Source organism: Psychrobacter sp. T6-4 (assembly GCF_052258425.1).
In the GTDB taxonomy this organism is placed as follows: domain Bacteria; phylum Pseudomonadota; class Gammaproteobacteria; order Pseudomonadales; family Moraxellaceae; genus Psychrobacter.
This window is the reverse complement of sequence record NZ_JBQQEZ010000007.1, coordinates 36,983-50,274: the sequence shown is the minus strand read 5'-3', so window position 1 is coordinate 50,274 and position 13,292 is coordinate 36,983. Positions and strand designations below refer to the sequence as shown.

General features: G+C 43.7%; 9 protein-coding genes. 3 read left to right on the top strand and 6 right to left on the bottom strand.

Annotated elements, in window-relative coordinates:
- Positions 1-20 precede the first annotated feature (20 nt).
- From ACTXGE_RS06405 to ACTXGE_RS06395, 3 genes are all read right to left on the bottom strand, one after another.
- Positions 21-545 carry a TPM domain-containing protein gene (locus ACTXGE_RS06405; protein ID WP_435950330.1) on the bottom strand — a complete coding sequence of 175 codons (525 nt, stop codon included), beginning with the start codon at positions 543-545 and terminating at the stop codon, positions 21-23.
- Positions 546-675: 130 nt separating this feature from the next.
- Entirely contained in the window at positions 676-1,833 is a 1,158-nt protein-coding gene (locus ACTXGE_RS06400; RefSeq protein ID WP_443542659.1) for a TPM domain-containing protein, read from the bottom strand.
- 64 nt (positions 1,834-1,897) lie between these two features.
- A complete protein-coding gene (locus ACTXGE_RS06395) occupies positions 1,898-2,509 on the bottom strand; it encodes a LemA family protein (RefSeq protein WP_317200839.1) in 612 nt (203 codons plus the stop codon).
- Between the two features lie 848 nt (positions 2,510-3,357).
- Here ACTXGE_RS06395 and ACTXGE_RS06390 point away from each other — a divergent pair.
- Complete coding sequence (locus ACTXGE_RS06390) at positions 3,358-4,917, top strand: alanine/glycine:cation symporter family protein (RefSeq protein ID WP_317200838.1); 1,560 nt, start codon at positions 3,358-3,360, stop codon at positions 4,915-4,917.
- Positions 4,918-5,106: 189 nt separating this feature from the next.
- Here the strand turns inward: ACTXGE_RS06390 and ACTXGE_RS06385 are convergent, their stop codons facing one another.
- On the bottom strand, positions 5,107-5,712 hold the full coding sequence (locus ACTXGE_RS06385) for a fasciclin domain-containing protein (protein ID WP_435950327.1): 606 nt from the start codon (positions 5,710-5,712) through the stop codon (positions 5,107-5,109).
- Between the two features lie 248 nt (positions 5,713-5,960).
- Positions 5,961-6,530, bottom strand: coding sequence for a fasciclin domain-containing protein (locus ACTXGE_RS06380; RefSeq protein ID WP_317200836.1), 570 nt, complete (start codon positions 6,528-6,530; stop codon positions 5,961-5,963).
- 429 nt (positions 6,531-6,959) lie between these two features.
- Between ACTXGE_RS06380 and metH the strand changes: the two genes are divergently transcribed.
- Together metH and ACTXGE_RS06370 are read left to right on the top strand one after the other, a co-directional pair.
- Positions 6,960-10,751 (top strand): methionine synthase, encoded by a 3,792-nt coding sequence (gene metH / locus ACTXGE_RS06375; RefSeq protein ID WP_443542613.1) that lies wholly within the window; start codon positions 6,960-6,962, stop codon positions 10,749-10,751.
- A 17-nt stretch (positions 10,752-10,768) separates the two neighbouring features.
- A complete protein-coding gene (locus tag ACTXGE_RS06370) occupies positions 10,769-12,730 on the top strand; it encodes an ATP-dependent nuclease (protein WP_443542614.1) in 1,962 nt (653 codons plus the stop codon).
- 1 nt (position 12,731) lies between these two features.
- Here ACTXGE_RS06370 and ACTXGE_RS06365 read toward each other — a convergent pair whose 3' ends face one another.
- Positions 12,732-13,232: a hypothetical protein gene (locus ACTXGE_RS06365; RefSeq protein ID WP_443542615.1), complete on the bottom strand. Its 501-nt coding sequence runs from the start codon at positions 13,230-13,232 to the stop codon at positions 12,732-12,734.
- Positions 13,233-13,292: the final 60 nt, after the last annotated feature.

Here is a 13,292-nt window from a genome sequence, read left to right as displayed (position 1 = left end):
CTATATCAACGCTAAAAACTTTATTTTAAAAACACTACAGTGTCGGACAGCTCATTGCCTTCAGGATCGTCTTCGAGATGATAGTACTGACGTAATAGCTGTCCGATCTCATCTAATAGCTCAATCAAGCTCGCTTCCATCTTTTGATTGGCGATACCAGCTAGCGCCTTATCACACATAGCGCGCCACACGGTTGGACTGACATGGGCGCTGATGCCGCGATCGGCGACGATATCTAAGCTATGCTCGCATATATTGACATAGACTAAAACGCCTGTGTTCTCTTCGGTATCCCATACCCTATACTCGCTGAACAAATCAACAGCCCGCACGCGAGAATTGATACGGTAAGCCTCTTGGATAGGTAAATGATTTTCAACGACCAAGAACACCTCTCCGCGATGCCCAAGCTCCGCTTCGGTAACCTTAGCTGTTAAGCGCGCTTTGGCATCTGCTGTGAGCCATCTGCTATGGAGCATAGGAACAAAGACAGCTTGACGCCAAAGACGAGCAAGGCTTGGCTGCGGCGGGGTATGTTGTACCATTATAATATTTCCTCAAATAGGCAATTATCTAATATGCCCGATTATCTTCAAAGCCGCTAACTCTAAATGTGTTATTTTTGAGCATAACGACTTTTAAAGAAGTATTTTATTGTTTAAAGTCGCACTCACTCTACCATGAGCCGCCAGCACCGCCACCGCCGAAGCCGCCGCCACCACTACCAAAACCGCCGCCGCCGAAGCTACCGCCGCCGCCAAGTCCAGGTAAAAATATCAGGCCACCGCCGCCACCGCGCCCGCCTTTGCCGCCGCCTGAGCCGCGCGAGATGAGGAACATCCACAAAAACACTGCCATGATAAGAGTCATAAAGAACCCACCACCGAGCGCCAAAGAGCCTGCAAAAAAGCCGCCAGCGGTCAAGATAGAGCCAAAGACGCGTCCAAAAATACTAGTGATAAAGCTACCAAACACCATAGCCATCACAAACAAGAATACCGAGGACGGACTCTCCTCCGAGCTTTGTTGTGCGCTGCGAGATTCGGCTTGCGCATCAGCGCGTGCCAGTACCTCAGGATCGGCAGTTAGGCGAGTCTCAAGCGCGCCGATACCTGCCAGTAGCCCGCCTGCATAATCATTTTGCTTAAATAGCGGCGCTATATCCTCGCGAATAATGCGATTGACCGCTGAATCTGGTAATACACCCTCTAACCCGTAACCTGTCAAGATATACATATCTCTATCGTTGACCGCGACAACGATCAGTAAGCCGTCATCGATAGCCTCATTACCCAACTGCCATTTTTCAGCGACTTGCAGAGCATAGTCAAATATAGGCAGACCGTTAGTTGTCGGTACAATGACGACAGCGGCTTGCGCGTAGCCTTGTTGATAGATATTACGCAGTTGCGCCTCTAGGCGTAGCTTCTCTTGTGGGTTTAGGATATTAGCCTGGTCAACGACTGGGTTGTTCAGTATTAGCTTATCAGCATCGACACTTTGCGCATTTGATTGAATAGGCGTCGGCGCAGGCAGATTTGCGCCAGCATCATTATTAGCATTGGGCGCGATCGCCTCGTTACCCAAAGCTTCATTACCTAAAACGGTGCCACTAATCGCATCATTACCCAGTACCGCATCATTAATGGCTTCGTTAGACTCGCCCGCCTTAGCGATGGCTACTAGCTCTTCAACACTACGGTTTTGCAGGTTTGCCGATGATTCTGTTGCCCCTGCCTGACTAGTAGCCACATCATCTGCAAAACTTATTGGCGCATATAGGCTGCCCCACGCTAAGAGGATGGCAGTCAAGCATGGTTTTAGATTTTGCATAATGTATTTACCATCTATAGATTGAGTCAAACGATAAGTCTAGTTGCCATATTGCTATAAAGCACTACTCACCAAAATCAACATCGGGCGCAGTAGATATTGCGTCTTCGTTAGCAACCGTGAAGTTGGGCTTGGTATCCATACCAAACACTTTGGCAGTGATATTGGTTGGGAACTGGCGTACTGTAGTGTTGTAGCCTTGAACTTCTTGGATGTAGCGATTACGCGCAACTGCAATACGGTTTTCAGTGCCTTCTAACTGCGCTTGCAAGTCTTGAAACAAAGCATCAGATTTGAGCTCAGGATAACGCTCGGACACTGCCATCAAACGTGACAACGCCCCTGTCATCTGCGACTGCGCCTCAGCATAACGCTCCATCGCTTCAGGGTCGTTGAGTAGCTCAGGCGTTACCGTAATGCCGCCTGCTTGTGAGCGCGCGGCGGCCACTTCTGTGAATACTTCTTGCTCTTGATCAGCGTATTGCTTCACCACTTTGACCAGATTTGGCACCAAATCATCACGGCGCTGATATTGGTTGACCACCTCAGACCAAGACGCGGTTACTTGCTCGTCTTGCGATTGTAAGTTGTTATAACCACAGCCTGACAGACCAATAGTAGAGGTTGCTAGTACGGCTGAGAGTAGCATAGGTTTTATAAAAGAGTTGCGTGACATAAAGGTCGCTCCTGATTGTTAATCGTTAGTCATTATTTATATAGTAGTTGTTGAGCAAACTGGCATAGATTTCATAGCCTAAATCATAAGTTATCATCACCAGTAGCTTATGCTGGTAATGATGACGTCATCACTAGACTTTTACAATTCGCCGTTACCAAAACACAACCGCGTCATCAGATAAGCTCTCGTACTAATTATTTGTCTAAGAGCTTATTAGTACTGCATGGTAGAGGATAAGACTAGTTAAAAGAGTATTGATAAGTACAGTCATAAGCTCTAAAACTCCCGTTTAATCATACTTTACCAAAACTTAATAGACACCTGTTTATTTAATCACTTTTAACCTTTGTAATTCACAGAAAATTCTAGTAATTAAAGTAAAAATATGGCAAATTGCAGTTACGTTACTGTATGGTTTGCATACATTTGGTAGTTAATTTGTTATATAGCTGGCATTAGTAGTAAGCAAGCTTTTGATATGTATACTATTTTTAGTCAATTACTATTCAAAATAACTACTTTTATTAAATGCAAATGTAAGTATCCATTACAGTGTAAAATATATTAGATGCCTAGTAGCGATACTATGCATTTGCTTTCAACATTCCCTTTTTTATCTATTGATGTCTTGTTGCTCGTTTTGTCGTTAGCAACTTGGTGTCGATACCACTGAGTCTAATATCAATATTGATGTCATTATTTAATATCGATACTAATCTTGGTAGATAAATACAGACAACCATAGCCTACTCTCAATAGTACAAAAAACACTTAGGGACTTGCTTGAAGCTAACAGCAGGTTCACTGAGTCAAGGCTTATTGAGACAGCTTTAGGAATATATAATATGGAAAGTTTAGTCAATCTAGCAAACGGAATTATCTGGAGCCCGGCACTCATTTACTTATGCTTAGGTGCAGGTTTATTCTATTCTATCTTAACGCGCTTTGTTCAAGTTCGCCTGTTTGGGGAGATGATCAGACTACTATTTAAGGGCAAACCTGACAATGCAGGTATCTCATCATTTCAGGCCCTAGCCGTATCACTGGCAGGCCGCGTTGGTATGGGTAACATTGCAGGGGTCGCCGCTGCCATCGGTTTTGGTGGTCCTGGTGCGGTGTTCTGGATGTGGGTTGTGGCCTTTTTGGGCGCCTCAACCGCTTATGTTGAGTCAACCTTAGGTCAGATCTACAAAGAGCGCGACGTGGTCACTGGCGAGTACCGCGGTGGTCCAGCTTACTACTTTGAGCGTGCTTTGGGTCAAAAATGGTATGGTATCTTGTTTGCCATTGCTTCGATCATCGCTTGTGGTGTGTTCTTACCCGGCGTACAGGCCAATGGTGTTATCAACGCTGTGGCTCAGGTTGCAGGTGAAGGCTCAGCAATGAACTTCATGGGTATGGAAACAGGATCAACTCGCCTAATCGCTCTTGGTATTATCCTAGTGGTTTTAGGTTTTATCATCTTTGGTGGTATCAAGCGTATCGCAACCTTTACTGAGTATGCCGTTCCGTTTATGGCAGTCGGTTATATTATTCTTGCGCTACTGATCATGTTTGCAAACTTTAGCATGATTCCACAAGTATTCGGTGCTATCGTTGGTGATGCCTTTACCGCGCAAGCAGGTTTTGGTGCCGCTATTGGTTGGGGCGTGAAACGTGGTATTTACTCTAATGAAGCCGGTCAAGGTACAGGCCCTCACGCTGCATCAGCAGCTGCGGTCGATCACCCAGCGCAGCAGGGTTTAGTACAGGCATTCTCCGTCTACGTTGATACTCTGCTTGTTTGTTCTGCAACTGCCTTTATGATCTTGTCTACTGGCATGTACAACATCCAAGGCGAGTTACCTGATGGTCAGTTCTTGGTTCAAAACGTCGCGGCGACTGTTGAGATTAACTCACCATCGTTTACACAAATGGCGATGGAATCAGTCTACGGCACCTTTGGTAACACGTTCATTGCGGTAGCGGTATTCTTCTTTGCCTTTACTACTATCTTGGCATACTACTACATCGCTGAAGTGAACATCTCCTACCTCACCCGCTCTATGGGTCGCGGCGCGAGTAAAGCCGGTCAGTTCATCGTTAAGCTTATCATCATGTTTATGGTGGCATACGGCGCGCTCAACAGCTCAGGTTATATCTGGGGTCTTGGTGATGTTGGTGTTGGCTTGATGGCTTGGCTCAATATCGTCGGTATCATTGTTATCTTCTTTGTGGCACGTCCTGCTATCGATATCCTACGCGATTACGAAGCACAGCTCAAAGCGGGCGGCGGTACAACTTCTAAAAGATTCGTCTTTGATCCTAAGAAATTTGGTATCAAAAACGCGACTTATTGGGAAGAGCGTCATCTAGCAGAGCAGCAAAGAGTTGCAGCTGATCCATTACGTAAAGATCTTAAGTAATCTCTACGTATTAACACAAAAAAAACCCGAGATTAAGTTTCGGGCTTTTTTGTGGATGTTGTATAAACCATTCAAAGATATAAAAGATAAGCTATAAAAAGATGGACAACAAAAAGCCCAACTACTAGAGCTGGGCTTTTTTCGTATTAAATAGTAATCGTATAAAATAACAGTTATCTAAACCAATAGTTACTCTGGCATGAGTACCGCATCGATAGTGTGCACTACGCCGTTGGTCGCCATAATATCGGTACCAGTAATATTAGCAGTGTTACCCGCTGCATCAGTGATAACGTTAGCATCGCTGATATTGATAGTAGCACCATTTACGGTAGTAACATCTGTACCGTATGGAATCTCAGCTGCCATAACGACCATAGGTAGGACGTGATAAGGCAGTACGCTATTTAGCAAATCAGTGTTTGCTAAAAGCTCTTCTTTAGTGACGCCAAGCTTTTCAAGTACTGGTGCAAACGCATCGTCAGTAGGGGCAAATACCGTATAAGTACCTGCATCCATTAGCATAGTATCTAGGCCAGCTGACTGTAATGCTGCAGTCAAGATAGTTAGATTGTCATTACCTGCTGCAATTTCAGCAATACTTTGAGTTGCCATAGTGTCAGCCATAGGATCGGCTTCTACCATTGGCTCTGCCATAGGTTCAGTCTCGACCATCGGCTCAGTTTCAACCATTGGCTCTTCGACTGGCTCAACAACGGTTTCGGTATCGTTACAGGCAACTAAAGTTACTGCAGATGCCGCGATAGCTAGTGATAAAAATGTTTTCTTTAACATAAAAATTTCCTTTTAAAACAAAATTGAGTCATACCCCATTTATAGATAAGTAACCGTACAAATGATGGATTAGACTTTGTGTTGATGAATGGATGGATTAAACAAAACAAGCGGATGGTTTAATGAATCGCTGACATCTACCGAGACATCAGCTCTTTTACAGTAATGGCTTACAATCAATTTAGTAGTCTATTGATCTGACTACGCTATCAACTTAGCTGCGCTATTAACTTAACCTAATACAGTAATTATTGTGGCATTAAAACTCTGTCAATAACGTGTACAACGCCGTTGCTCGCTGCGATATCTGTTTTGATAATGCTCGTCGTACGACCCATCTCATCCATCAATTTACCTTGTGGCGTAATGACAAGAGTGTCGTTGCTCAGCATAGTATAGTTACCTGGCTTCACATGCTTTTGATATACTGGGGTGTTACCCTTGATCACATGATAAGTCAGAATTTTGGTCAGTAATGGCTTGTTTGCAAAGAGTTGCGCCTTTGTCATGCCAGTCTCTTGTAGTGCTTGAGCGAAGGCGGCATTGGTTGGGGCTAATACGGTATAGCTTGCGCTCGTATCAGACAGTGCGCCAGCTAAACCTGCAGCTTGCACCGCTTCTACTAAGATAGAAAAATCAGCATTACTCTGCGCAATTTGAACGACATTCATATCTGACATGGTCTGATTTTGCATAGCTTGTTTTTGCGCTGGCGTTTTCATAGGCATAGAGTCAGCTGCCATCATATTATTACAGGCACTCAATCCTAATAAAGACACTGCTAAAGTACTGATTGTAGCGATTTTAGTAAGTTTCATATTCGTATCCCTGATTATTTTATTAACGGTTATATGCTTAGTATGTCCTATATAAGGTAGTTATTCTCAAAGTTAAGAGAACTTGATTAAAAATTTTAATCATATTCAACAAACTTATAAGTAGTACTAATGAGAAGCAAATCCTTATAAACGTAAATTAACATATTGGTTCGAAGTGTCACTCTGTGTTTACGCTACTTTTTGTAATACCCCTGTAAGTTATGTCTGTTTTTTACCCTAATTAGCAGATTTTGTAGAAACTTACTCTTTATTTGCTCACTCTCGTAAACCGCTTAAAATGCTTATAGAAGGGTATGGCTAGCAACGCCTGCTCGAATACGCCAATTTTCATGTTAAAATGCGCTAACTTTTAATTCTGCGCTTTTGCACTTATCCCTTTATAACATCAATAACATAAGCCTTACTCCTATGACATCGACAACGCCTCAAAACGATAGCAAGCAGCAAACCACTACTTCTAGCGATGATTTTGTATTAACGCCGCCTAGTGTATTCCCTTATAAAGAACAACAACTTACGGCACGCACCCGCATTGAAGCTGAAATGGCAAAACGTATTTTGATGCTCGATGGGGCGATGGGCACTCAGATTCAGACCTATAAATTAGAGGAAGAAGATTATCGCGGCGAGCGCTTTGCTGGTATTGAGCAGGACGTACGTGGTAATAATGATTTGCTCGTGCTGACGCAGCCGCAGATGATCAGAGATATTCATAATGACCACCTCGCTGCTGGCGCTGATATTATCGAGACCAATAGCTTTAATGGTACGCGATTATCGATGGCGGACTATGATATGGAGTACCTCGTACCAGAGCTCAATATCACCGCTGCTCAGATAGCGCGCGAGGCCGCTGATGGGTTTACGGCAAAGAATCCTGATAAACCGCGCTTTGTCGCAGGCGTCATTGGTCCAACATCGCGCACATGTTCGCTATCGCCTGATGTCAATGATCCCGCTTATCGTAACGTGACCTTTGATCAGCTGGTTGATAACTACCGCGAAGCCACCCTTGCACTGATCGAAGGCGGTGTTGATATTATCTTGATTGAGACTGTGTTCGATACGCTAAATGCCAAAGCTGCGATATTCGCCGTCACTGGCGTCTTTGATGATATTGGGTTTGAGCTACCCATTATGATCTCAGGTACCATTACCGATGCGTCAGGTCGCACCCTATCAGGGCAAACGGCAGAAGCCTTTTATAATTCAGTACGTCACGCCAAGCCACTATCGGTAGGTTTTAACTGTGCACTCGGTGCCGATGCGCTGCGCCCGCATATTCAAACGCTCTCCAATATTGCTAATGTCCATGTCTCAGCCCATCCCAATGCCGGCTTGCCTAATGAGTTCGGTGAATATGATGAGACTCCTGAGCAAACGACAGCCTTACTCGAAGGCTTTGCTAAAGCGGGTATTTTAAACATCGTTGGCGGCTGCTGTGGTACCACCCCTGAACATATTCGCCTAATCGCTGAGATGGTCGCCAATTATTCGCCGCGTGTTATCCCTGAGATTGCGCCTGCCTGCCGTTTGTCTGGTCTTGAGCCGTTTAACATCACCCCTGATAGCCTATTTGTCAACGTCGGCGAGCGTACTAATGTCACAGGCTCAAAGAAATTCTTGCGCTTGATCAAGACTGAAGCCTATACCGAGGCACTAGACGTCGCCCGCGATCAGGTCGAGGGCGGCGCGCAAATCGTCGATATCAACATGGATGAGGGTATGCTCGACTCCAAGCAGGCGATGATACATTTTGTCAACTTGGTCTCAGGTGAGCCAGATATCAGCCGCGTGCCATTGATGATTGACTCCTCGAAATGGGACATCATCGAAGAAGGACTTAAACGCACGCAAGGCAAATCGGTGGTCAACTCTATCTCACTCAAAGAAGGTCACGAAGAATTCGTTGAGCGCGCTAAGCTGTGTATGCGCTACGGCGCCGCGGTTATCGTCATGGCATTCGATGAGGACGGTCAGGCCGATACCTTTGAGCGCAAAACTGAGATTAGCCAGCGCAGCTATGACGTACTCGTTAACGAGGTCGGTTTCCCATCTGAAGACATTATCTTTGACCCCAATATCTTTGCAGTCGCCACCGGTATCACCGAGCACAACAATTATGGCGCAGACTTCATCAACGCCACAAAATGGATCACGGACAACCTACCTAATGCGATGGTATCAGGCGGCGTCTCTAACGTCTCCTTTAGCTTCCGAGGTAACCCGATTCGCGAAGCCATCAACTCGGTATTTCTTTTTCATGCGATTCAAAATGGCCTGACCATGGGTATCGTCAACCCCGCTATGCTTGAGCTATATGACGATATTCCAAAGGAAGCGCGCGACGCTATCGAAGATGTCATGCTCAATCGCAATCAAGGCGAGAGCGGTCAAGATGCGACCGAGCGCCTAATGAGCGTCGCCGAAAACTACCAAGACGGCGGCAAGAAAAAAGACAGTACCGTCGATATGAGCTGGCGTGAAGGTACGGTTGAAGAGCGTATCGCCCATGCGCTAGTCAAAGGCATTACTACCTTTATCGAAGCGGATACCGAAGAGGCCTGGAAAAAATACCCCAAACCGCTAGAAGTCATCGAAGGGCCACTCATGGACGGGATGAATATCGTCGGCGACTTATTCGGCGCGGGTAAAATGTTCTTACCGCAAGTGGTCAAATCAGCGCGGGTGATGAAGCAGTCCGTCGCTTGGCTCAACCCCTATATCGAAGCGGAAAAGGTCGAGGGCGAAGTCAAAGGTAAAATCCTGATGGCCACGGTCAAAGGCGATGTTCATGATATCGGTAAAAACATCGTCGGCGTGGTACTCGGCTGTAACGGCTATGACATCGTCGATCTAGGTGTCATGGTACCTTGTGAGACTATCCTTGATACTGCAATCAGAGAAAAAGTCGATATCATTGGTTTGTCGGGTCTAATTACCCCAAGTCTCGATGAAATGGTCTACGTCGCCAAGCAAATGCAAGAGCGCGGCATGACCCTGCCGTTAATGATTGGCGGTGCCACGACCTCTAAAGCGCATACCGCGGTCAAGGTCGAACCACAATACCAAAACGATGGTGTCATCTATGTGGCTGATGCCTCGCGCGCGGTCGGCGTGGTCACCAAACTGCTCTCCAAAGAAAACCGTCAAGAGCTGCTCGATGAAACCCGCGAAGAGTACATCAAAGTACGCGAACGTCTGGCGAAGCGTCAACCTAAAGCGGCTAAGCTGTCTTATGCCGAATCGATTGAAGCGGGCTTTAATTATGATTGGGCCAACTATACCCCGCCTGTGCCGAACAAACTCGGTCAGGTGATATTGGACGACTACCCTATCACTGACTTGCTGCCCTATATCGACTGGACGCCGTTCTTCATCTCTTGGGGTCTGGCTGGCAAGTATCCCAAAATATTGCAAGATGACGTGGTTGGTGAAGCGGCGCGTGATCTGTTCGATAATGCCAATGATCTGATGCAAAAGATGATCGATGAAAAGCTCATCGTCGCCAAAGGCGTGTTTAAACTTATGCCTGCGCGTCGCACCAGTAGCGATACGATTACCGTGTACGACAGAGCGCTCGAAGATGGCGGACAAGCCACGCATACCTTTGAGCATCTGCGTCAGCAAAGCGATAAAGCCAGTGGCAAGCCTAACTTTAGCTTAGCAGACTTTATCTCACCTTTAGAATCCGCTAACGATCATATTGGCGGATTTACCGTCTCTATCGTTGGCACTGAAGACTTGGCTGATAAGTATAAGGAAGCTGGCGATGACTATAACGCGATCATGGTACAAGCGCTGTCTGATCGCCTCGCCGAAGCCTTTGCTGAGCATTTGCATGAGCTCATCCGCAAAGACTATTGGGGCTATCAGGCCGACGAGAGTTTAACCAATGATGAGATGATCAAAGAAAAATACGTCGGTATCCGCCCTGCCCCGGGCTATCCTGCCTGTCCTGAACATACGGAAAAAGGCAAGCTGTTTGATTGGCTGGGTACGGTTGAGGCTATCGGTACGACTTTGACGGAGAGCTACGCGATGTGGCCGGCGTCTTCGGTCAGTGGGTTTTATTACTCGCATCCTGAGAGTGAATACTTCAACGTCGGAAAAATCAGCCGAGATCAGTTAGAGGATTATGCTAAGCGTAAGGATTGGGATATTAAGACGGCTGAGAAGTGGTTAAATCCGAATTTGTAGGAATATAGGTTATATGCATGGAAGATATTATTAAGCTTTGGTTTAAAGAAGGATACACGGATTTCGATTCGAGCGATGGCTTGAATCGAGACAATCCATTCGAGTTAAAACGCTTGAATATAATAGTTGGAGCCAACAATTCTGGCAAAAGTCGTTTTATGAGAGAGCTTATATTCAAGCTAAAAACAAATAGTGTAGAATTCAAACCTCCTCAAGTTTATACAGACTACATCTTAATCATAAACAGTTTTATTAATTCGTACTCTTCAAGTGATCAATTCGAAGTATTAGACAATTCTTTATATAGCTCAGAACATATTGTAAGAGAGTGGCAAAGCACTGGTTCTTCACTTGTCGATATAAGAAAAAGGATTGAAGCGCATCTTACGTATAGTACTAGTTCGATTAAACACGGTACTTTAGAATATGAAATAATTAGCAAAACTCCTCAACATAAGCTAAAAGAATTTATAGTTAAAATAAAAGAGCTAACTGAAGGCCTAAATGAACTTCAGAATGATTTAGACACTTTAAGTCTTAAATCTTTAATGTTTTTCTACATCGACAGCTTGAGAAGCTTAAGAAAATTGAATTCACAAACAATCTCTACTGATGATGAATCCGAACACTACCCTTTACTTTTTAGAACACTCACTGACTATAGTTTTGAGAAAAATGAAATAATATCAGGTGAAGATTTTTTTGGTTTACTAACTGATTCACTGTTAGGTAAACCTGATGAACGCCAAAGAATTCAAAGCTATCAAGAAAAATTGTCTCACTATTTTTTCAATAATGAAACTATTACCATTATTCCCTATTTAAAAACCGATACTATAGAAATTAAAATTGGTAATGAAGAACAATTCCCTATTTCACAGCTTGGTGATGGTTTACAGCAAATCGTCATTCTTACCTATAAAGCTTTTTTGACTACCGAACCGTCCTTTTTTTTCATCGAAGAGCCAGAAATGCATTTGCACGCAGGCTATGTTAAGCAATTGATGAAGTTCTTGCTAAACGAAACTGACCACTACTATATGGCTACCAGTCACTCTAACTATCTGCTTGATATGATTAATGAGGATAATCGAATTGCTTTATACCGTGTGGACAAAGAACACAGAAATGGTGAAGAAAATAAATATGAAACCGTTATTAAGCGCTGTGATGGTGACCGCACTATATTACAAACCTTAGGTGTATCTCCTTCTTCAGTCTTCTTGGCGAATTGCACAATTTGGGTAGAAGGTATCACTGACCGTCTCTACTTTGTTCAATACTTAAAGAAATATCTAGAAGAGCTAAAAGAGATTGATAAAACTAAATGGGAAGACTACTCACGCTTTATCGATGGTTACCATTATACGTTTGTGGAGTATCAAGGTTCGAACTTAGAGCATTGGGATTTTGAGATTGACTCTTTAAAATCAGTTGATAGCAGTAAGAATAAGGGGTTATACGCTGTACTTTCAACATCAAGTGCTTTAGTAATAGCCGATGCTGACTTGAAAGAAAAACCTAGGTTTAATGAACTTGAAAAACAGCTAGGAGATAAGATCGTTATCACTCAGGGTAAAGAAACTGAGAATACATTACCCAAAAACTTACTAATTAGAAAATTCTTCAAATTGTGCCCTAATAATGGGTTGGCTAATCAAGGGAACACGACGAAGCTAGCTTTCAGCGACGAATATGAAAGGTATTTTAAAGATAGCTATCAAACATCACCTAAAGGTATAGGTAAATATTTTGATAGGGTCTTAGAAAGAATGCGTACGAATGAAGTTTTCCCTCAGCTAAAAGCTGATGAAAAGTCTTTTTCCTTTTCAGATGGAAACCAAGGCACTATTAAGGGTAAAACTAGTTTCTGCCAAGACATAGTTGAGCTGATGCAGAGTGATCGATGGAAACTAACACAATCAGCAACAGAATTGTGCGAATCAATATTTCAGCATATAAAGGCTAACAATCACTAGTTTAGAATTTTGGAATGAACAATACATCGTACAAAGCTTCTATACTGTCGTATTTAGTGAATTGTCCTTTATTAATAGTGCGTATGTTAGGTCGCTCAGCCTTTACTCCCTCCGCATTACCTTTAGTATGTTTTGCTACTTTAGCATTTTCTAATCCGTTTAATGGCTGTCCAGCTTCAGACCCAAAGAAGTAGAAAGATTTTAACTCTAATGTATCTTCATCAAATACTATCCAAATTACACATCCTGAGGGCTTACTAGCTAAACGAGTATTGATGTTCTGTCTAGAAGTTTTTCCACCTATTTTTGAAGCTTTAAGCTGAATATGACGGATGATATTGTCATATTCCAGAACAACGTCACAACCTGCGTTATCGACTTCTGGTTTCATAACTTCAAGCTGACAATCACCTTTTATCCATGACAACTTTAGCATTTCACTAATAAATAAATGTTCAATCAGTTTCTCTCGAAAGCTTGAATGTTCGAAGTGTTTACTCATAATTTACCTTATATTCTTTGAAATATTTTATCTTATTAGACTTATCTTGATTAAATTTAT